Annotated in this window: 18 protein-coding genes and 1 pseudogene; 14 read left to right on the forward strand and 5 right to left on the reverse strand. The window is 62.9% G+C overall.

Annotation, left to right across the window (positions count from 1 at the left end; translation table 11 throughout):
- The first annotated feature begins 13 nt into the window (after positions 1–13).
- On the forward strand, positions 14–1,090 hold the full coding sequence (locus BMX61_RS19320) for an ABC transporter ATP-binding protein (RefSeq protein WP_075628702.1): 1,077 nt from the start codon (positions 14–16) through the stop codon (positions 1,088–1,090).
- On the forward strand, positions 1,083–1,943 hold the full coding sequence (locus tag BMX61_RS19325; protein ID WP_075628701.1) for a glycerophosphodiester phosphodiesterase: 861 nt from the start codon (positions 1,083–1,085) through the stop codon (positions 1,941–1,943). Before BMX61_RS19320 ends, BMX61_RS19325 begins: the two co-directional genes overlap by 8 nt.
- Before the next feature lie 18 nt (positions 1,944–1,961).
- Here the strand turns inward: BMX61_RS19325 and BMX61_RS19330 are convergent, their stop codons facing one another.
- Positions 1,962–2,921, reverse strand: coding sequence for a GlxA family transcriptional regulator (locus BMX61_RS19330; protein WP_075628700.1), 960 nt, complete (start codon positions 2,919–2,921; stop codon positions 1,962–1,964).
- An 81-nt stretch (positions 2,922–3,002) separates the two neighbouring features.
- On the opposite strand from BMX61_RS19330, the gene BMX61_RS19335 reads away from it, so the two are divergent.
- Positions 3,003–3,662, forward strand: coding sequence for a DJ-1/PfpI family protein (locus tag BMX61_RS19335; RefSeq protein ID WP_075628699.1), 660 nt, complete (start codon positions 3,003–3,005; stop codon positions 3,660–3,662).
- A 76-nt stretch (positions 3,663–3,738) separates the two neighbouring features.
- Here the strand turns inward: BMX61_RS19335 and BMX61_RS19340 are convergent, their stop codons facing one another.
- A complete protein-coding gene (locus BMX61_RS19340) occupies positions 3,739–4,581 on the reverse strand; it encodes an inositol monophosphatase family protein (RefSeq protein WP_075628698.1) in 843 nt (280 codons plus the stop codon).
- Positions 4,582–4,838: 257 nt separating this feature from the next.
- Here BMX61_RS19340 and BMX61_RS19345 point away from each other — a divergent pair, with 257 nt between their 5' ends.
- From BMX61_RS19345 to BMX61_RS19365, 5 genes are all read left to right on the forward strand, one after another.
- Entirely contained in the window at positions 4,839–6,299 is a 1,461-nt protein-coding gene (locus tag BMX61_RS19345) for a sensor domain-containing diguanylate cyclase (RefSeq protein ID WP_075628788.1), read from the forward strand.
- Positions 6,300–6,791: 492 nt separating this feature from the next.
- Positions 6,792–7,538: a FadR/GntR family transcriptional regulator gene (locus tag BMX61_RS19350; protein ID WP_092742939.1), complete on the forward strand. Its 747-nt coding sequence runs from the start codon at positions 6,792–6,794 to the stop codon at positions 7,536–7,538.
- Between the two features lie 65 nt (positions 7,539–7,603).
- Positions 7,604–8,752 carry a galactonate dehydratase gene (dgoD, locus tag BMX61_RS19355; protein WP_075628696.1) on the forward strand — a complete coding sequence of 383 codons (1,149 nt, stop codon included), beginning with the start codon at positions 7,604–7,606 and terminating at the stop codon, positions 8,750–8,752.
- A 192-nt stretch (positions 8,753–8,944) separates the two neighbouring features.
- Entirely contained in the window at positions 8,945–9,136 is a 192-nt protein-coding gene (locus tag BMX61_RS19360; RefSeq protein ID WP_075628695.1) for a hypothetical protein, read from the forward strand.
- Positions 9,137–9,586: a hypothetical protein gene (locus BMX61_RS19365; RefSeq protein ID WP_075628694.1), complete on the forward strand. Its 450-nt coding sequence runs from the start codon at positions 9,137–9,139 to the stop codon at positions 9,584–9,586.
- Positions 9,587–9,675: 89 nt separating this feature from the next.
- Here BMX61_RS19365 and BMX61_RS19370 read toward each other — a convergent pair whose 3' ends face one another.
- Entirely contained in the window at positions 9,676–10,959 is a 1,284-nt protein-coding gene (locus BMX61_RS19370) for an NAD(P)/FAD-dependent oxidoreductase (protein ID WP_075628693.1), read from the reverse strand.
- 306 nt (positions 10,960–11,265) lie between these two features.
- On the opposite strand from BMX61_RS19370, the gene BMX61_RS19375 reads away from it, so the two are divergent.
- From BMX61_RS19375 to BMX61_RS19395, 5 genes are all read left to right on the forward strand, one after another.
- Positions 11,266–12,030, forward strand: a complete 765-nt coding sequence (locus tag BMX61_RS19375) for a GntR family transcriptional regulator (protein ID WP_075628692.1) — start codon at positions 11,266–11,268, stop codon at positions 12,028–12,030.
- Between the two features lie 111 nt (positions 12,031–12,141).
- Positions 12,142–13,728, forward strand: coding sequence for a putative N-acetylmannosamine-6-phosphate 2-epimerase (locus BMX61_RS19380; RefSeq protein ID WP_075628691.1), 1,587 nt, complete (start codon positions 12,142–12,144; stop codon positions 13,726–13,728).
- A gap of 73 nt (positions 13,729–13,801) precedes the next feature.
- Positions 13,802–15,127 carry an extracellular solute-binding protein gene (locus tag BMX61_RS19385; protein WP_407703798.1) on the forward strand — a complete coding sequence of 442 codons (1,326 nt, stop codon included), beginning with the start codon at positions 13,802–13,804 and terminating at the stop codon, positions 15,125–15,127.
- Positions 15,128–15,207: 80 nt separating this feature from the next.
- Positions 15,208–16,077, forward strand: coding sequence for a carbohydrate ABC transporter permease (locus tag BMX61_RS19390; protein WP_075628689.1), 870 nt, complete (start codon positions 15,208–15,210; stop codon positions 16,075–16,077).
- On the forward strand, positions 16,074–16,895 hold the full coding sequence (locus tag BMX61_RS19395) for a carbohydrate ABC transporter permease (protein ID WP_075628688.1): 822 nt from the start codon (positions 16,074–16,076) through the stop codon (positions 16,893–16,895). Before BMX61_RS19390 ends, BMX61_RS19395 begins: the two co-directional genes overlap by 4 nt.
- A gap of 144 nt (positions 16,896–17,039) precedes the next feature.
- On the opposite strand, the gene BMX61_RS19400 is transcribed toward BMX61_RS19395, so the two are convergent.
- Positions 17,040–17,537 (reverse strand): hypothetical protein, encoded by a 498-nt coding sequence (locus BMX61_RS19400; RefSeq protein ID WP_075628687.1) that lies wholly within the window; start codon positions 17,535–17,537, stop codon positions 17,040–17,042.
- A 652-nt stretch (positions 17,538–18,189) separates the two neighbouring features.
- Here BMX61_RS19400 and BMX61_RS19405 point away from each other — a divergent pair.
- On the forward strand, positions 18,190–18,915 hold the full coding sequence (locus BMX61_RS19405) for a sugar transferase (protein ID WP_324610612.1): 726 nt from the start codon (positions 18,190–18,192) through the stop codon (positions 18,913–18,915).
- Between the two features lie 665 nt (positions 18,916–19,580).
- On the opposite strand, the pseudogene BMX61_RS24805 reads toward BMX61_RS19405, so the two are convergent.
- Positions 19,581–19,907 (reverse strand): annotated as a pseudogene (locus tag BMX61_RS24805) (polysaccharide biosynthesis/export family protein); the annotation flags it as partial.

The raw sequence follows: 19,907 nt of genomic DNA on the forward strand, positions 1-19,907 counted from the left end.
GAAGGAGCCGCTCATGGCCCGTTTGACCATTCGCAATATCTGCAAGAGCTTCGGCAGCGGCTTTGCGGTGAACGATGTTTCGCTCGATGTCGAGAATGGCGAGCTTGTCTGCCTTCTCGGCCCCTCGGGCTCCGGCAAATCGACGCTTCTGCGCATGATCGGCGGTTTCGAGCGGCCGAGCGCCGGCGAGATCCTGATCGACGGCAGGGATATCACCCACCTGCCGCCGGAGCGCCGGCCGACCGGCATGGTGTTTCAGAGCCATGCGCTGTGGACGCACTGGACAGTATTTGACAACATCGCCTTCGGCCTGAAACTGCGCCGCCTGCCGCGCGCCGACATCCGCGAGAAGGTGGAGCAGGCGCTGGCAATGGTGGGCCTGGCCGATTACGGCCAGCGCATGACTACCCAGCTCTCCGGCGGCCAGCAGCAGCGCGTGGCGCTTGCCCGTTCCCTGGTGCTGGAGCCGAAGATCCTGCTCCTGGACGAGCCCTTCGCCAGCCTCGACCAGCATTTGCGCGAAAGGTTGCGCGACGAGGTGAAGGACATCCAGAGCAGGCTCGGCATCACCACGCTCTTCGTCACGCATGGGCAGGATGAGGCCCTGGCGCTGGCCGACCGCATCGTCGTGATGCGCGATGGCGTCATGGAGCAGGTGGCGCCGCCGGATGTCATCTACCGCGCGCCGCAGACGGAGTTCGTCGCCGGCTTCATTGGCTCGATGAATTTCCTGCGCGCCGACGTGGAAGACGGTGTTGCCCGGCATGACGACCTGACGCTGCCGCTGCCGATCGCCGATGGGCCGGTGATCCTCGGCATCCGGCCGGAGGCGATGAGCCTGACGCCCAGCGAGCGGCCGCGCGCCGGCAAGGTGCACCGTCTTATCGATTTCGGCACACATAAGCTGATCGATATCGACCTGACGGACGGCACCCGCATCAAATGCATGGCCGGGCCCGACGCACGTGCGCCGCGCGGCCTGCGGGTCGAGCTTGGCGTATCCGCCTTCCATGCCTTCCGCGATGGGCGTCAGGTCTATCAGACGACATCGGACCTTGAAGCAACCGAACGGAGTATGAGCCATGCGTGAGGGTTCGCGCGGTATTTCGATCCGGCGCGACGGGCATGAGACCTGGTTCAAATGGCATCGCGGCCGCCGCCAGGCCGGCGATCTCTCCTTCACCCGCCACCGGCTGATCGAGGGTCTGAGGCTCGGCGCCAGCTTGGAAATCGACCTTGTGCGCTATGCCGATCCGGGCTTTGCCGTGCTGCATGACGAAACGCTCGACGCGGCGACAACCGGCCAGGGCCCGGTTCTGGCCGCCAGCGCCGAGACCCTGCGCGGCTTGCGCCTGCGGCTGGAAAACGGCCAACCGACCGATCATCCGGTGATGCTGATCGAGGATCTCGGCCGGCTGATCGCGGAAACGCGCGCCGAGGCCGGAGAGACCGCTGCGGTCGTCCAGCTCGACATGAAGGAAGCCTCGACCAGCATTCGCGAAGACGATATCGCGGCCTTTGCCCGGGCCATTCAGCCGGTGGCGCGCAGCGTCATTCTCTCGGCCGGCGATGCCGAGGCTGTGGCGCGGCTGTCGGCCGCCGTGCCCGACATGCCGATCGGCTACGATCCCTGCCATTTCGGCGCGAGCGATGCCCTGCGCGAAAGCCGGGATTTCAAGGGCTTCGTCGCGCAGGCCGTCGAAGCTTCGCCGCACGCCACCATGATCTATCTGGAATATCCCCTGGTGCTCTTCGCCGCCGAAGCCGGGTTCGACATCATTGCCGCCTTTCACCAGGCAGATCGCAGGGTCGATGCCTACACGCTGACAGTAACCTCGCCTGAAGCGGTGGCCGATGCCGAACGGCTGCTGGCGCTGAAGGTGGACCAGATCACGACGGATGATCCCGCGGGCCTAGAGCAGGCGCTGGCGCGAGCGGGCTGAGGCGGAACGCACCTACGGTCATCGGCAGAACCGGTCCCTATAGGCAGCGGGGCCGACACCCAAATGCTTGAGGAAGATGCGGCGCATGGTTTCGGTCGAGCCGAAGCCACAGCGCGCTGCCACCCGCGTCACCGGCATTCCTTCCTCCAACAGGCGGCGTCCGGCCTCCGACCGGATCATCTCGACGCCTTCTGCCGGCGTGCGTCCCGTGCTTTGCCGATAGCGGCGCGAGAAGGTGCGAAGGCTCATGCCCGCTTCGTGGGAGAGTGTTTCGAGCGACAGATCCTCGGCAAGATGCGTCGCGATCCAGGCATGCAGCCGCTCAAATCTGTCGTCACCCGTTGTCAGGTCGAGCATGGCGCTGAACTGCGCCTGTCCGCCCGGACGTTTGAGGAACACCACGAGCTGGCGCGCGACGGCAAGCGCCAGAGCCTTGCCGCGGTCTGCTTCCACCATGGCCAAAGCAAGATCGATGCCGGAGGTGATGCCGGCTGAGGTCCAGATCGTTCCGTCACGCACGAAGATCGGATCGTCCTCCAGGCGGACCGCGGGATAGCGTTGGCGAAATTCGGCACAGCGCTGCCAATGTGTGGTCGCGCGTCGTCCATCCAGCAGCCCCGCTTCGGCAAGGAGGAAGGCGCCGCTGCAAACGGAAGCCGTTCGCGAGGACAGCGAGACCCTGCGACGCAGCCAGTCGAGAAGCGCGCGATCTTTGCAGGCCTCGTTCACGCCCCGTCCACCGGAGACGATCAACGTGCCCGGCCCCTCTGAGCCCTCCGGGAGCGCCGTGGATCGAAGGACTACTCCGGAGGATGTCACCACCTCGGCTTCCCGAGACACGATCTCGATCTCGTAAGGCTTCTCTGTGCGGCTGTCGCTCATGTCATTGGCGCTCGCGAAGACTTGCGCCGGCCCGGTGATATCCAGAAGCTGCGCATTGCCGAAGGCGAGGATCTCGACGCGATGTGGGTGGTGCATTTTGGCCTGAAACGAGCGTTGATTGGCGCAACGGCCATTTCATCTTCCTCTAAAACGGGTCTGTCAAGAAAGGAAACGCCCATGACCCTACGCTTCGGCCTTCTCTGCTTTCCCAATGTCCAGCAGCTCGATCTGACCGCTCCCTACGAGGTTTTCGCTTCCGTTCCCGGTGCCGAGGTGCATCTCGTTTGGAAGGATCTCGAACCCATCCGATCCGCAACCGGCCTCTGGCTGACGCCGAACTCATGCTTTGCCGATGCGCCGGATTTCGATGTGTTCTGCGTGCCCGGCGGTGCCGGCATCAATGCGCTGCTGACCGATGAGGAGACGCTGGATTTCGTGCGGCAGAAAGCGGCCACTGCGCGCTTCGTCACCTCGGTCTGCACCGGCGCACTGGTGCTCGGCAAGGCCGGCCTGCTCCAAGGCAAGCGGGCGACGACCCATTGGAACGCGCATGATTTTCTCCCGCACTTCGGGGCGATCCCGGTCAGGGAGCGGGTCGTTCGCGATCGCCAGCTCATGACCGCCGGCGGCGTGACATCCGGTATCGATTTCGGCCTCGCCGTTGTTGCCGAATTGCTGGGTCAGGAGGAGGCTGAGACCATTCAGCTGTCGCTGGAATATGCGCCCGCGCCGCCCTTTGGCGCAGGCCTGCCGGAACACGCCACGGCGGCGGTCCTAGCTTCGGCAATGGCGCGAATGAACACATCGCGTCAGGAGCGAGAGGCGCTGCTGGGCTGAACAGCGGCGTCAGGCGCATATGGCGGCGCGTCGTTCCCGAGCCGTCATCCACATGCGCGCTGTCCGCTCTTTCATCTTACCGCAATCCCTCGGCCAGCCAGCCATGCAGCGCCTTGCTGGCGGCGAGGATATCGCCTTCCGGTGTGACGGGGCCGCCGGAAAAGGCGGTCACCACGCCGCCGGCTTCGCGCACGAGAAGGGCGGCTGCGCCATAATCATGCACGGACAGGCCATCTTCGAAGAAGCCGTCGAGCCGCCCGCAGGCGACATAGGCGATGGAGAGCGCTGCAGAGCCGAGCCTGCGCACGCCCGCTGTGGTGTCCATCAGGCGCTTCAGCGCTGCGAAATAGGTGTCCGGCGAAACGGCCTTGACCTGGCCCGGCACGGGCAGGCCCGCGCCGACAAGCGCATCCTCCGGCTTGCCATGCTCGATGCAGGCGATCCGTTCGCCGTTCAAAAAGGCGCCGGCGCCCTGTTCGGCACTGAACAACTCATCGAGCATCGGGTCATAGACGATGCCGGCCGTCACCGCGCCCGCTTCGACAATGCAGACGGTGATGGCGAAATGCGGCAGCCCCCAGGCAAAATTGGTCGTGCCGTCGATCGGGTCGATGTGAATGATGGGTGCGCCCTCACGCGCCGCGCGGTCGCCGACCGCCTCTTCGCCCTGAATGGCATGATCGGGAAAGGCGCGGCTGAGTTCGTCAACGAGCAGGCGTTCGACCGCGACATCGATCTCCGTCTGATAATCGCGCGGGCCCTTGGCGGTCATCTGATCGGGCAGGCGGCGGCGTAGGGCAGGGCGGGCGGTCTCCGCCGCTTTCAGCACAGCCGTCGCCAGCGCCGTCAACCGAGCGGATGCATGGCTGGGCAAAGCCGGGCCGGCGGAGGCCAGAGCAGAGGAGAGGGCGGAAGACATGATAACCTCGTAAGCGCAATGAGACACGCGGCTGCCTTGACACAGTCGCATGTCGCTTTTTTGAAGCGCTGGCGAAAGCTCGCAGGATTTTGCCGATCTTGATGGCGCATGGCCTGCCATAACGATTGCTTTGAAAGCATACGTTTACCCTTTGCCGCTAGCGTTCCGGCTGATATCGATCGCGCCGCTTGTCTCCTCTGGATGAGCGGATGCCGCAACGGCGCGGCCAAGTGCGGATCAAGGCATCGAGGCTTCCCATGACAAGCGCTTTCGGCGATGAGACGTTTTTCGAGCTCGCGCCGATTCCCATGTGGATCGAGGATTTCAGCGGCATCAGGGCGCTGTTCGACACCTGGCGAGCCGAGGGCGTCACCGATCTCAAGGCGTTTCTCGAGGCCGATCCGGCCCGCGTTGCCGCTTGCTCGGGCAGCATTCGCATCCTTGCCGTCAATCGCCGCACATTGGAGCTGTTCGAGGCGGAAAGCCTTGAGCATCTCGTTGCCCATATCGATCTCGTCTTCCGCGACGAGATGCTGACGAGCCATATCAGTGAGTTGTGCCAGCTATGGGATGGGCAGACGAATTTTCTCAGCCATGCCGTGAATTATACGCTGAGGGGGCGGCGGCTGGATATCCAGCTGCGCGGCCAGATCCTGCCTGGCCATGAGGAGCGCTTCGACCGGCTGCTCCTGACAACGGAGGATGTGACACCGCGCGAGGCGGCGCGCCGGGCCGAAGCACGCCATCGGGCCTATGCCGAAGGGATCTTCGAACATTCGCCTGTCTCGCTCTGGGTCGAGGATTTCAGCCAGATCAAGATCCTGCTGGACGACCTGCGCGACAGCGGCATCGAGGATCTGCGCGTGTTCACCGATGTGCATCCCGAATTCGTTCAGCGCTGCATGAGCGAGATCAAGGTCATCGACATCAACCAGGCGACGCTCGATCTGTTTTGCGCGCCGGACCGAGCGACCTTGCTGCAAAGCCTCGGCGAGATCTTTCGCGGTGATATGGAGGCGCATTTCCGCGAGCAGCTGATAGAGCTGTGGAACGGACGTCTTCTGCATCATCGCGAAGTGGTGAACTACGCGCTGGACGGTTCGCAGCGTTACGTGCTCCTGCAATTCTCAGTCCTGCCGGGCCATGAAGAAGATTGGGCGCTCGTGCAAGTGGCGCTGACCGACATCACGGCGCGCAAGAAGGCGGAAGCCTATCTGGAATATCTCGGCCGGCACGACGTGCTGACCAAGCTGCGCAACCGCGCCTTTTATATGGACGAGGTGAAGCGCCTGCAGCGCAAGACCCTGCGGCCGGTTTCGGCTGTTATCATCGATCTCAATGGTCTGAAGGAGGCCAATGATACGCTGGGCCATGAGGCAGGAGATAGCCTGCTGCGCCGCATGGGTGAGGTGCTGAACGGCGTGGTCTCGCCGCCAAACCAGGCCGCCCGCATCGGCGGCGACGAGTTTGCCGTGCTCTTGCCCGGCGCCGACCGCCAGGCCGCTGCCGCGATCGTCGACACGATTTACGACCTGCTGAAGATCAACAATCAGTTCTACTCCGATTTGCCGGTCTCCATTGCCCTGGGTGTGGCCACCACCGAGCCGGGCGAAACGATCGAGGCCGTCCTTCGTCGCGCCGATCTTGCCATGTATGAGCACAAGCGGGCGCTGCAGGCGAGCGGCCAATCGACGAAGACGGCGCGCAAATACGGCTGAGCGCTGCCCTTCTAAGGCCGCGGCTGTGTCCAGTGCATCGACATCGGCCAAACCGCCCATGTCAGTGCCTGATGCACCCCATGCCGGATGATTTGCGCCTCCGCCATTGAGCTGCGGCAATGACGGCACCCCTTCCTCCCTGATCGTGACCGCTGCAAAGCACCACAGATCTATCGTGGCGCTCGATGTGGCTGCTTCTTCCCGGATGATCTTGAAAGGCAACTTTCCCATTCGCTGCCATTTGGCGGACGCAGGTCCTCCTGCAGCAGGATGTTGCAGCGCACATCATCATATTCTGATTACCCTCTTGTATGATGAATGAATCCAGCTTTAAGATGCGCCGAAAGCATGCGTCTTAAGGCGGGTGAATCGCCAAGAGGTTTGCTGGAAAAAACCGTGCTCTGCGCTTTGATGCGGACACGATGCGCTTTGCCTTGCTAGCCGGAGAGGATCGCAAGGGCATTGTCGAAGCGGATGGAGCGAGGAGGATCGATGGAAAAGGGCGAGCATACCGCGCCTGCGCCAACGCGCCGTCCGCGCGTCAAAGCCTCGATCACCCGTGCGCTGGCCGCCGATATCTGTGACGGCGTCTTTGCTGCCGGCGATCTTCTTCCGCGCGAAAACGATCTGGGCCAGCGCTATGGCGTCAGCCGAACCGTCATTCGCGAGGCGCTGAAGGTGCTGGAGTCCAAGGGCTTCGTGGTCGGCCGCTCGCGCATCGGTACGCGGGTTTGCGCGCGTGGGGACTGGAAGATCCTCGATCCGCAGGTGCTCGACTGGATCGGCGAACGGATCGTCGACTTCGATCTCGTTTCCGCCATTCTGGAGGCGCGCCGTACCATCGAGCCTGTTGCTGCCGAACTGGCCGCGGCCAGGGCGAGCGTGCAGGAAATCGCCGATCTCGATGCCGCCTGGCAGCGCATGCGCGATGGCGAGGGCGACCTTCTCGCCTTTACCGAGGCCGATGTCGCTTTTCACGCCGGACTGCTCAAGGCCAGTCACAATCGCGTCTTCAGCGAGCTGTCCGGGGTGATCGAGGCCGCACTGCGCTTCTCGCTGAAGCTCTCCAATGCCGCCGTCGCCACCCATGAGGAAGCGCTCGATGTGCACCGCCAGCTCGTCGAGGCCTTGCGCCTGCGTGATGGGGCGGCAGCGCGCCAATGCTCGCAGCGCATGCTCGATCTTGCCGAGCGCGACCTGACCGGCGGCCACAGACGGCCGTCCGACGGCCCCGCTTGAACGCGGCGCGGCCTTTCACCTTCGAACAAGCTTCTTCAACCAAGGACGTCTAGGGACCCGAACCGATGAAGATCACCAAGCTCACCACCTATATCGTGCCGCCGCGCTGGCTTTTTCTTAAAGTAGAGACCGACGAGGGCATCGTCGGCTGGGGCGAGCCCGTCGTCGAGGGGCGCGCGCTCACCGTCGAGGCGGCCGTGCACGAGCTCTCCGATTATCTGATCGGCAAGGACCCGTTCCTGATCGAGGATCACTGGAACGTCATGTATCGCGGCGGCTTCTATCGCGGCGGCGCGGTGCATATGAGCGCGATCTCGGGCATCGACCAGGCACTCTGGGACATCAAGGGCAAGGCGCTCGGCCAGCCGATCCACTCGCTGCTCGGCGGGCAGGTGCGCGATAAGATCAAGGTCTATTCCTGGATCGGCGGCGACCGCCCGGCCGATGTCGCCAACAATGCCCGCGACGTGGTTGCGCGCGGCTTCAAGGCCATCAAGCTCAACGGCTGCGAGGAAATGCAGATCGTCGATACCTGGGAAAAGGTGGAGAAGGCGGTCGAGACCATCGCCATCATTCGCGAGGCCATCGGCCCGCATATCGGCATCGGCGTCGATTTCCATGGCCGCGTGCACAAGCCGATGGCGAAGGTTTTGGCCAAGGAGCTGCAGCCCTACAATCTCCTCTTCATCGAGGAGCCGGTACTTTCCGAAAATCGCGAGACGCTGAAGGAAATCGCCAATCATTGCTCGACGCCGATCGCGCTCGGTGAGCGGCTCTATTCGCGCTGGGACTTCAAGGGCGTTCTCTCGGACGGCTATGTCGACATTCTCCAGCCCGACCTCTCGCATGCCGGCGGCATCACCGAATGCCGCAAGATCGCGGCCATGGCCGAAGCCTATGATGTGGCGCTGGCGCCGCATTGCCCGCTTGGGCCCATTGCGCTTGCCGCCTGCCTTCAGGTCGATGCCGTCTCCTACAATGCCTTCATCCAGGAACAGAGCCTCGGCATCCACTACAACAAGGGCAATGACATCCTCGATTACATCTCCAACAAGGAGGTGTTCCACTATGCCGACGGCTTCGTCAGCATCCCGCAAGGCCCCGGCCTGGGCATCGAGGTGGACGAAGCCTATGTGATCGAACGCGCCAAGGAAGGCCACCGCTGGCGCAACCCGATCTGGCGCCATGCCGACGGCAGCGTTGCCGAGTGGTAAGAGCGTGTCCTGAGTGACAGGACAGGCCGGCGGAGCGATCCGCCGGCTTTTTGCATCACAGAAGGGGCCTCCTACGGGGAGGCTTTCATCAGTAAGCGGTTTTTATGCGACAACAGCCCCTGTTTGTTCTAATTTCAGAAGTAAGGGCTCAAGGATCGATCTGATCCAGCTTAGCTGAAAAGGGAGGCCTAAATGCCCATTGCAGACACACATCTGGTCGATGTCGAGAAGCACCGGGCACCGAAGCCCGTTCAAGATCACGACGACTATGGCGGAGTGGGCGCGGACGAATTTGGACGGCGCATCAAAGCCGACAATGAGAAGCGGCATGGCGACACCATTCGAAATTCCGATTGGAAGCCGTTTGGCGAGGCCGGTTGGTAAGTGCCGGCGCCAAAATATGGCGACTATTGCGACGTTGCGGCGGTAGGGCTCCCGGCCGCCTTTTCTATCGTGTGGTGCCGCTTCCCCTACGAGGAGCATCCCGACGAGCCAGGGAAGGACTTGCGGCCTTGTCTGGTTCGGCAATCTTTTACGACCGAAATTGATGTCGGTGGGAAGACGCTTCTGATCGGTCTGATCGATACGGTATATGGCACCAAGCAGATCGATAGGTTTCCTCCTCCAAGAGGCTTTCACATAGATCGGGAGGAGGACAAGCGGGCGCTTGGACTGGTGTATGACACAGTCTTTCAACTCGACAATGTCGTGAGATTGGCGTGGACGCGCTCTTATTTCGGCCCGGACAAGTCTGGTATGTTGTTTGGCAAGCAATTGAGCAGGCAGTTGCAAGAAGCGCTCAGGTCGCAATGGCTGGAGTTCCTTGGCCGGTGATCGCATAGGATGGTGCTGGAAACCAATTCTGATGGCGAGCGAGCCCTATGCATGGGGACTTGAGCGATCCCCGTTGAATGGCGGCCTCACTAAAATCGATATCCCGCCAGATGCGCCACCTGCGCGCCTGCCTCGTAATAAGCCTCGCGCACGCTGCGGAATGCCTGCTCCTTCACCTCGGTGACCGGCAATGGCAGCGCGTCTTCGGACAGTTCGCCCAGTACATGGCGGGCGAGCGTCTTGCCGAAAACGGTGCCGGGGGCGATGCCGCGGCCGTTATAGCCTGAAAAACCGACCATCTTGTCGCCGAAGCGGTGGAAGCGCGGCACGGCGTCGCTGGTCATGCCGATCTTGCCATACCATTCCGCCTCGAACGGGATATCGCCGATCTGCGGAAACAGGGTCTTGAGTGCACGCTGGGCCCAGGCTCTATGTACGGCGGCACCCGTATTGCGCAGGGCGCCGACGCTGCCGAAGACGAGGCGGCCGGCTTGGTCCATGCGGAAAGAGGAAAGGATCTCCTTGGTATCCCAGCAGCCCTCGCGCCTCGGTAGGATCGAGCGGCGCAGATTGTCCGACAGAGGACGCGTGGCGAAGTTGAAATAGGGCAGGTGCAGCTGCTCGGCGCGCACCTCTGCGAAGGGACCGGTGGAATAGGCGTCGGTGGCGACGATCACCCAATCGGCGGTGACCGAGCCGTTCGAGGTCGCCACCATCCAGCCGCTGCCACGGCGCTCGGCGGAGAGGACGGGCGAGCCGGAAAAGAGCTGGACGCCGGCGCCTTGCGCGGCATGGGCGAGCCCACGCGCATAGGCCAGCGGCTGGATCGTGCCCGCGCGGGGGTCGAAGAGCGCCCCGGCATAGGCTTCGCTGCCCACGCGCCGCGCCGTTTCCTCCGCCGAAAGCAGCTCGACAGGCGCGCCTCGGCTTGTCCATTGGCGATGACGCTCGCGCAGCTCTTTTAGGCCGGCCTCGCCGACCGCCAAATGCAGCGTGCCGTTGGTCTCGATCTCGCAGGCAATCCCGTGCTTTTCCACGAGGTCACGCACGAGCAGCGGCGCGCCGCCGAGAAGCTCAAGCGCCCGCTCGCCGTGAACCGGGCCCAGCACGCCGGGAATATCGTCCGGCATGACCCACATGCCGCCATTGATCAATCCGACATTGCGCCCCGCACCGCCAAACCCGAAATCGACCGCCTCCAGCAGCGCGACCGACAGGCCCGCTTCCGCCAGATGCAGCGCCGCCGAGATGCCGGTATAGCCGCCGCCCACCACGGCCACATCGGTGGTGATGGCGCCTGCCAGCACGGCTGTTTTCGGAGCCGGCGGCGCGGTCTTTTCCCAGAGGCCATGGGAGCGGGGGTCATTGAGCATGAGCAGGCCTTTCCTTGGCAGGCGACGCACTGTCTGGCGCGCGGGCCGAGCGGATGAGGCCGGACCGACAGGGCGAATGTGACGATGCTTATCGCGCCAGCGGGTGGACGCAATCGATTCTTGGGCAAGACCTTCTTCCGAATTGGAATGATTTGATGCGCCGGCGCTGGATAAAGGCCAGACAACCCGCCGTGGCAGGCACCTTTGCGCTGTCCGTCAAGCTGTCACGCGCCAGCCATTTGCAGTCCATCGATAAGACCAGTATAGCTCCGACAGATTTTTTCGCGATTTTGGGGAACGGGCGGCATGGGCGATAACCTGCTGGTGGCGGAAATCGAGCGGGCGCTGGCCGAAGCCTCGGCGGAAGGGCCGCTCTACAAGCGGTTGAAGAGCGCTTTGGAGCAGGCCATTCGCGGTGGCGGGCGCGCCGGCGACGCCTTGCGGGCCGGCGCTGTGCTGCCGGGCGAGCGGGTGCTGGCCGCTGAACTCGGCCTGTCCCGGGTCACGGTGCGAAAGGCGCTTTCGCTTCTGGATGAGGAAGGCCTGATCAGCCGCCGCCAGGGCTCGCGCACGGAGATCGGTGCTCGCGTCGAAAAGTCGCTCTCGACGCTGACGAGCTTCAGCGAGGATATTCGCGCACGCGGTCAAACACCTGGATGTGTGTGGCTTTTCAAGCAGATGGCCAGACCTTCCTCCGCTGAGATGATGGCGCTCGGCATTGCCGGCCATGCCCCGGTTCTGCGCATGAAGCGCGTGCGGCTGGCCGATGGCCTGCCCATTGCCGTCGAGACATCGGCTGTGCCGGCGCGCTTTCTACCCACCCCGGAGACGGTCGGTGATTCGCTTTATGAGGCCTTGTCGGCCCGTGGCCTGATGCCGGAGCGGGCGGTGCAGCGCATGCGGGCCCGTGCCGCCGCGCCCGAGGATGCGCTGCATCTGGCCTGCGATCCCGGTGCCCCGATCCTCGCCACGGAGCGCCGCTGCTTTCTGGCTGATGGCCAGATCGTCGAATATTGCGAGACCCGTTACAAAGGCGAGGTCTACGACTTCGTTTTCGAACTGCGCCGATAATACCAGTTTTTGACTGGTTGCAATCTGGTCTTTTCTCCGTATCGTGACTGCCACAGGGATTGGCCGGGATCGGGAGCGGCCGTATCCCTGCGCTGTCCGAGCCGGGAGTGAATGGTGCGCAAGCAAGACCTCGAAAACAGCCTGATCGTCTCCTGCCAGCCGGTGCCCGGTGGGCCGATGGACACTGCCGAGGCGGTGGTCGGCTTTGCCAGGGCGGCGCTTTCGGCAGGCGCCAAGGCATTGCGCATCGAGTCCGTCGCCTATGTCCGCGCCGTGCGCGCTGCCGTGTCTGCGCCGATCATCGGTCTCGTCAAGCGCGATCTCGACGACAGCCCGGTGCGCATCACCCCGTTTCGCGCTGACGTGGAGGGCCTAGTCGAGGCCGGTGCCGATATCATCGCCTTCGACGCCACCGATCGGCCGCGTCCCGTCGCTGTGGCGGAGCTTGCGGAGATTGTGCGCGCTGCGGGCCGCTTGTCCATGGCCGATTGTGCCTCAGCCGAGGATGGCGCCCGGGCGCTGGTGCTCGGCATCGATTTCATCGGCACGACCATGTCCGGCTATACCGGCGGGCCGGAGCCGGTGGAGCCGGATCTGGACCTGATCCAGGCTTTCAGGGCGATGACGCCCTATGTGATTGCCGAGGGCCGCATCCGCACGACGGACCAGGCGGCAGCGGCGATCGCCGCAGGTGCCTATGCCGTGGTGGTCGGCTCGGCCATCACGCGGACAGAGCATGCCACCAGCTGGTTTCTCGATGCGGTAACTGGCGCCAGCCGCCAGCGTGCCCAAGGAGATGCACCGGTGCTCGCCATCGATCTCGGCGGCACGAAGACCAGCCTGGCGCTGGTGCAGGGCGGGCAGATTGTCGCCAGTCGCACGATTCCGACCGATCGCAGCGCCGGCCCGGATGCCTGGCTTGATAGGGCTGCGGCCGAAGCGGCGACGCTTGGGGCCTCGCCCGCCGCAGTCGGCCTCGCAGTGACAGGCTTTGTCGATGGCGGCAGATGGTCGGCCATGAACCCGGCGACCCTCGGCATTCCCGAAGCCTATCCGCTGGTCGACGCCGCCTCGGCCCGCTTCGGCGTGCCCGTGCTTGCCGTCAACGATGCGCAGGCGGCTGCCTGGGGCGAGTTCCGTTTAGGGGCCGGGCAGGCGGATCGGAGTTCGAACGGCCGCGCGCAGGAAACCAGTGGCATCGATCTCTTGTTCCTCACGATTTCCACCGGCATTGGCGGCGGCATCATCGCGGGCGGGCGCCTCCTGACCGGCCTGTCCGGCCATTTCGGCATTTTCGGCCTCGGCTCCGGCGGCGCGCAGCCGTTGGAGGATATGGTGTCCGGCGGCTTTATTGCCGCGGAGGCTCTTCGCGCCGGTCATGCGCTCAATGCCGCCGGTGTCTTCGCCGCCGCCGAAAACGGCGCCGGCTGGGCCGAAGCGATCGTCTCCGATTCTGCCGAGAGGGCAGCCCTTCTGCTGTCCGATCTGCATCTTGCGCTCGATCCGGCCCTGATCGTCATCGGTGGCGGCATTGGCCTTGCCCCCGGCTATCTCGACCGGCTGCGGCAAAGACTGTCGGTCAAGCCGACGCGGCTGACACCGCGCCTGGCGCCTGCGCGCCTCGGGCCTCATGCCGGGCTGATCGGCGTGGCCGCGCTCGCCGGCAAGAGGCTGGGGGAGGCGAAGGCATCGGCCTGACGCGCATCGGCCAACAGCCGGAATGAACCAATAAGATCCTTATGAACAACAACAAGAGGGAACGACAATGCGCATGACATCAACGCTTCTGGCCCTTGCCGGGCTGATCCTGTCCACCAGCGCGCTGACCGGACTGGCCGAGGCCAAAGTCACCGTGCTCGGCTGGCCCGGCGGTTCGGAAGAGACCGCGCTGCGCGCCACGGCGGAGGCCTATAATGCCCAGCCGGGTCTGGCGGAGGGCGACAAGGTCGAGCTGATCTTCTTCAACCGCGATGGCTTCTTCGACAAGCTGCAGGCCGATATGGCCGCCGGCTCCGATGCCTTCGACGTCAACCTCGTCGCCACCTATTCGATCGGCCGCTATGCGCCCTATATGGACACGATCGATCTCGGGCCGGAGGCCGCCAAGACCTATGGCGACGCCGTGCTGAAGACCATGCAGTTCGAGGGCAAGCAATATGGCGTGCCGACGGACCTGTCGCTGCACTTCATGTATTATCGCAAGGACCTGATCGACGCCTTGATGAAGGACGACGCGGCCAAGGCGAAATATGCCGAGATTTCCGAGAAATTCCTCGGCAAGAAGCTTGAGCCGAAGGATCCCGACAGCTGGACCTGGGACGATTGGGCGGCAACCGCGCTCTATTTCAGCAAGCAGGTCAACCCAGCCAGCCCGACGCGCTACGGCACCGTGCTGCAGATGAAGAACCTGCTGTTCAACATGATGGTGTTTCAGTCTCTGCCGCGCTCCTATGGCGCGGACTGGATGGACAAGGAAGGCAAGATCACGGTGGATTCGCCGGCCTATCGCACCGGGCTGGAGCTCTACAAGAAGCTCTACGATGCCGGCGCATCGCCAAAGGATTCGCTGAGCTACGAATATGCCGAGACCAATGCCGCCTTCGGCGCCGGCCAGGCAGCAACTGCCTTGCAGTGGAATGCAGCCGCTGGCGACCTGACCAGCGCGGAAAAATCGCCCGCCGTGGCCGAGGTGACCGCGATGGTGGCGCCGCCGGCCGGTCCGAAGGGCCGCGCAGATCATATTCACGGGCTCGGCCTTGGCCTGAACAAGGCGGCCAAGAACAAAGAGGGCGCCACCAAATTCCTCAAGTGGCTGGCCACGGAAAATGCCGCGCTGACCTATGCCAAGGCAGGCGGCTCGCCGGCGCTGAGCCCGGAGGTTGTGGCCAAGATTGCCGCTGACCGGCCCGATCTGGTCAAGCTCGGCGATTTCGCCGGCAAGTACGGCTATGTCATGACCGGGGCAACCTCAGCCAAGGCGCTCTCCGTCTACGAACTGCAGGCGAAGGAATTCACCGGCTATTGGTCTGGGCAGCAGAGCCTGGACGAGGCGCTGAAGAAGACCGAAACCGGCATGGCCGACCTGTTAAAGAAGTAAGCCTGTAAGGGCGGGCGGCGCATCACCCGCGCGCCGCCCGTTTCCTCGCATCCTCGGCACCCGCCATTTCAGGGATCGACATGGCTCTTTTGAAACCTGCCGAAAGCCGGCTGTTCCTGACCCCGCTGACCGGGTTCCTGCTGCTATTTCTCGGCTTTCCCGCGCTGGTCAATCTCGTCTATTCGGTCTCCAGCGTCTCCTTCGAGACCCTGCGCAGCCCTGTGCTGACAGGCTTCGGCAATTATACGCTTGTGCTGTCGGATGGCGAGTTCTGGCGCTCGGTGTCCTTTTCCGGCCGCTTCGCCATCGTCACCGCACTCGCCGAATGCCTAATCGGCCTGTTCCTGGCGATCTTTCTGGCGCCGCTTTTGAAAAAACATTCCGGCCTGATGGCGCCCTTGATGCTGCCGCTGATGGTGGCGCCGGCGATGATCGGGCTGATGTACCGGCTGGTGCTGCATGAATTCGCCGGCCCCTTGCCCTATTATCTGTTCCTCTGGTTCGGCGACAGTCCGGCCTTTCTCGACGTCAACAACGCCTTCAAGACACTCGCCGTCGTCGAGATCCTGCAATGGACGCCCTTCGCCTTCCTCTTGTTCTACATGGCCTATAGCGGCATTTCGCCTGACATTCGCGAAGCAGCGGCGCTGGATGGCGCGCCCTGGTATCGTGTGCTCGTCTGGATCGATCTGCCACTGATGCGGCCGACAATTGCCATCGCCTTCTTCATCCGCTTCATCGATGGCTTCCGGGTCTTCGACAATGTCTATGCGCTGACCGGCAGCGGCGCCGGTGGCGCCACCACCTCGCTGTCGATCTATATCTATCAGGCCTTCTTCAAGCAGGCGGCCATCGGCAAGGCGGTGGCGGCGTCCGTGCTGCTCTTCCTCGCCTCGCTTGCCGTGCTCACGCTCATCAACAAGCTGGCCGCCGGGCGGAGGCGCGCATGATCAAGACGCTGCGATGGATCGTCTTTCTCGTGGCCGCGCTGGCGATGAATTTTCCGGTGATCGTCACGCTCATCACCTCCTTCAAGAGCGCACGCGAACTGTCGTCCAATCCAGGCCTGTGGATCCAGTCGCCGACGCTCGCCAATTATGCCTCGGTGCTCGGCAACACGGACCGGTTCAACATCTATGCCTATCTCCTGAATTCCACCGCCGCTGTGCTGATCGGCACACTGCTGGCGCTGGTGGTCGCTTTCCCGGCTGCCTACGCGATCGCGCGCAGCCAGATCGGGCGCCGGCTGCTCCTGCCTGTCGTGATCAACCTGCGCGCCATGCCGCTGGTGATCTTCGCCCTTCCGCTTTACATGATGTATCAATGGTTTGGCCTGCTCGACACCTGGACGGGGCTTGGGCTGATCCTGGCCATCGTCAACATTCCCCTGGCGCTCGTGATCATGGTCAATGCCATTGGCGAGGTGCCGATCGAGCTGGATGAGGCAGCCAGCGTCGATGGCGCATCGGCGGCGCGCATCATGCTGCTGGTGGTGTTGCCTGTGATCCGGCCGGCGATCACCACCTGCTTCATCTTCGGCTTTATCACCGCCTGGAACGAATTTCTCTTCGGCCTGATGCTGACCACCAGCAAGGCGGTGCCGATGACCGTCGGCGCCTCCTTCTTCTTTGCGGCCAGCGGCGGCGGCGTGCAGTGGGGCACGGCATCGGCCGTGATGATCCTTGGCGCATTGCCGCCGGCCCTTCTCGGGCTGATCATGTATCGTCAGATCTCTGCCTCGATGACAGCGGGCGCGATCAAGGGGTAAGCGGGAGAGCGCTCGGCATTCACAAGCCTGACCTTAAAGCAGCGGGATTTACTGCGGCTCGGCAGGACATCGGCATGCAAACGGCCCGCGCAAGGGCGGGCCGTGAAAAGTATGTCGTCGAACAAGAGGGTATATGTTCTGTTTTCAGTGGTGACCGAACCAGGAATAGGTTCCGTCCGCTTCGAAGACCGGCGTCATGCGCGGTGTCGGATCGCGCCGTTCGGCAATCCGTGCGGATAGGGTAAAGAGCAGATCGAGCCTTCGGGCGTCCTGCGCCACGGCCTCGAACACTGAATCGAAGCGTCGCGCTGTCTCCCGGTCTGCGCGTCGCGCAGCCTTGGGCGCGGTGCGATCGGCTGGCATCAGGCTGATGCGCGGGCCGACATTCTCCTGAAAACGCGAGAGCTGCCGGCCGACACGCGCAAGCCGCTGACGGTCTTCCGCGCGATGCTCAGTAGCGATGACCAGCCTGAACGCATTGATCAAGGTCATCTTGCTGGCGGGAAGCTCGTCCGCATCGAGAATGTCATTGGCGACGTTCTCGGTCCTGAGCAGCACGAGAAATTCCTCGACAAGCTCGGCCGCCTGCAGCAGCACATCGGCGTCCGAGGCATCGTCCTTGTCCCAAGCCACTCCAAACATGGCAATCTGTCCTGTGCGTTTGTGTTGTGCTCCTCAACGCGCGGTGGGTCTAAAGGTTCATGATAAAGAAGCGCTGGTCCGGCAGGAAACGGAGCCGGCCTTCCCGATTCGCGCACATCCATACCGTTCACACGGGAAATCAGAAGCTTCACCTCAGTCACTGTCGGCTTAAAGAAACCATGCGTGAACAGGACGGAAAAATTTTTTTCGCTGCCAGTATCAAACCCTGGCTGGCCTTGGCGACGCCCTGCCGGCCTCTCGCACGGCAAGGTATCGCTACGGCACGCCATGAAAAAAATTTGGCGGTATCGGCGAATTCGGACCGCAGGGGTTGCAATTTGTGCTAAATCGATACATTGTCATTTGTGCGCTGCGTCATAGTATAGTTTGTTTATACTTGGAAGAATTGCTATGCACAAGAGGCTGCCTTAAAATGAGGCAGAATTGCGCAATTCTGCCGTATCCAGGGCATAACTTTCGCTTCTAAGGCGAATATTTTTTATCTCAATCTTCTTCTGGCTGTGAGCCATGCAATTTTTGCACGGCAGAAATGCGCGCCCTAGCCTTAAGACCTGCTTACGCGATCTTTTAAAACGATATTATTTCTGGTATTAAAATGCTCGCGGACGATCTAACAACCGGGGAACTGCCCGTGACGATCACATCTATGCACGAAAATCATGTTCAGTCGTTCCAGACGGGCTCCATGCCCTATGGAGGGGCTGCTGTCGCCGACTATCCGGCGTCTTTGGTATCGCAGGATACCGACCGGAAGCTGCAGCTTGCCATGAAGCGCGCCTTAGACATCGTTGTGTCTTTCTCCGCCCTTCTGGTGCTCGCGCCGCTGCTTCTCCTCGTCTGTGCAGCCATTAAGCTGGACAGCCGTGGCCCGATCTTTTTCCGTCAGGAGCGTTGGGGCCGAAACTGCACCAAGATCAAGGTGCTGAAATTCCGCTCGATGCGCACCGACCTGTGCGATGTCACCGGCGTCGCGCAGACCGTGCGCAACGATCCGCGGATCACGCGCATCGGCGCCTTTCTGCGCAAGAGCAACATCGACGAACTGCCGCAGCTGATCAACGTGCTGAAGGGCGATATGTCGCTCGTCGGCCCGCGCTGCCACGCCGTTGGCATGCTGGCTGCCGGTGTGCTTTATGAAGATCTTTGCCCGAACTATCATGAGCGTCATGCCATGCGTCCGGGCATGACGGGGCTGGCGCAGATGCGCGGCCTGCGCGGTCCGACCGATCGTGCTTCGAAGGCCCGCGCCCGCGTCGCCTCCGACCTCTATTACGTCAACAACTTCAGCTTCATGCTGGATCTGCGCATCATCCTGGGCACGGTTCGCTCCGAACTGACCGGTGGCAAGGGCTTCTAAGGAAGCCTGACTGGCGTCGCGCCGTCCCCATCAGCGCTGCTTTTCGGCGCCTCACAAATCTTCAGGGCCTGGCGCAAGCCGGGCCCTTTCGTTGTCGCCTGATTGGCGCGCTCAACGCCTGACCTCCCGATGATGAGCGCTTTCCCAAAAGGGCAGGGCGGAGCGTCGCTCAATCCCGAGCGGGTCGCTGTGCACCTGAGGACAGGTATTGTAGGACTACAGCCCTATCCGCTCAAGCTTTCCGCGCAATATCGACCAGCCGTATCGTTTGCGTAACGGTGCCGAACCGATCGCGCCGCGCCGCAAGAGCCGCGACGGCGTTTAGAGTTCGGGTCATCCACGTCTGAAGGATTGTTTGTCCGGCAGGAAGGAGCGGGGCGGACGGATTCATTTAATTGATTGGAGTTGGAAGGTTGCGCAGGCCACGACCGGTTTGCGTGAACACTGTCCAGCGACCTGATGCAGACGCAACAGCGCATCTGCCTGCAGATAACGCGCCTATGGCCGCGCCGGAGCGCAGCACCGAGTTAGCCTATCGCTCTTCGCCTTGTCTTTGATGGAGAGGCACGATCCAGACGCGCGTCCGGATCCAGACGTCACACCCCAATGCCGTGATGCATCGCGCGCAAAACCGCTGAGCGGCCTCACGCGCGATGGCTCGAACATCAGAACTTGCGGATCGCGTCGCGGGTGGTGATCACGTCGCTGCTGGCGCCCGATGCGGTCGAGGTGACGGAGTTCACGAGGTCGAGGAACTTGAGCAGCTCGATCGAGTCGGCATTGGTGACGAAGATGATGTCCTTGTCCTGCATCGGCAGCTGCTGTGCCACGAACATCGTGGCCGGGTCGCGCATGTCGGCGCGGAAGATCACCGGGATCTCCGTGTCGACGAAGCGTCTGACGTCGACGCCCAGGCGCGCCAGAAGCTCGCGGTTGACGCGGCGATAGAGCAGCACCTGCTCGGGATTGGCGCGCGCATCGAGCAGGCCGCC

The organism is Xaviernesmea oryzae (assembly GCF_900109605.1).
GTDB classification, from domain to species: domain Bacteria; phylum Pseudomonadota; class Alphaproteobacteria; order Rhizobiales; family Rhizobiaceae; genus Xaviernesmea; species Xaviernesmea oryzae.

Excerpts from the sequence above, each read along its gene's own strand:
- BMX61_RS19345 (WP_075628788.1), top strand. The coding sequence starts at position 4,839 with ATGACAAGCGCTTTCGGCGATGAGACGTTTTTCGAGCTCGCGCCGATT.
- BMX61_RS19320 (WP_075628702.1), top strand. The coding sequence starts at position 14 with ATGGCCCGTTTGACCATTCGCAATATCTGCAAGAGCTTCGGCAGCGGC.
- BMX61_RS19370 (WP_075628693.1), bottom strand. The coding sequence starts at position 10,959 with ATGCTCAATGACCCCCGCTCCCATGGCCTCTGGGAAAAGACCGCGCCG.
- BMX61_RS19385 (WP_407703798.1), top strand. The coding sequence starts at position 13,802 with ATGACATCAACGCTTCTGGCCCTTGCCGGGCTGATCCTGTCCACCAGC.
- BMX61_RS19395 (WP_075628688.1), top strand. The coding sequence starts at position 16,074 with ATGATCAAGACGCTGCGATGGATCGTCTTTCTCGTGGCCGCGCTGGCG.
- BMX61_RS19380 (WP_075628691.1), top strand. The coding sequence starts at position 12,142 with ATGGTGCGCAAGCAAGACCTCGAAAACAGCCTGATCGTCTCCTGCCAG.
- BMX61_RS19360 (WP_075628695.1), top strand. The coding sequence starts at position 8,945 with ATGCCCATTGCAGACACACATCTGGTCGATGTCGAGAAGCACCGGGCA.
- BMX61_RS19330 (WP_075628700.1), bottom strand. The coding sequence starts at position 2,921 with ATGCACCACCCACATCGCGTCGAGATCCTCGCCTTCGGCAATGCGCAG.
- BMX61_RS19340 (WP_075628698.1), bottom strand. The coding sequence starts at position 4,581 with ATGTCTTCCGCCCTCTCCTCTGCTCTGGCCTCCGCCGGCCCGGCTTTG.
- dgoD (WP_075628696.1), top strand. The coding sequence starts at position 7,604 with ATGAAGATCACCAAGCTCACCACCTATATCGTGCCGCCGCGCTGGCTT.
- BMX61_RS19390 (WP_075628689.1), top strand. The coding sequence starts at position 15,208 with ATGGCTCTTTTGAAACCTGCCGAAAGCCGGCTGTTCCTGACCCCGCTG.
- BMX61_RS19400 (WP_075628687.1), bottom strand. The coding sequence starts at position 17,537 with ATGTTTGGAGTGGCTTGGGACAAGGACGATGCCTCGGACGCCGATGTG.
- BMX61_RS19350 (WP_092742939.1), top strand. The coding sequence starts at position 6,792 with ATGGAAAAGGGCGAGCATACCGCGCCTGCGCCAACGCGCCGTCCGCGC.
- BMX61_RS19375 (WP_075628692.1), top strand. The coding sequence starts at position 11,266 with ATGGGCGATAACCTGCTGGTGGCGGAAATCGAGCGGGCGCTGGCCGAA.
- BMX61_RS19335 (WP_075628699.1), top strand. The coding sequence starts at position 3,003 with ATGACCCTACGCTTCGGCCTTCTCTGCTTTCCCAATGTCCAGCAGCTC.
- BMX61_RS19325 (WP_075628701.1), top strand. The coding sequence starts at position 1,083 with ATGCGTGAGGGTTCGCGCGGTATTTCGATCCGGCGCGACGGGCATGAG.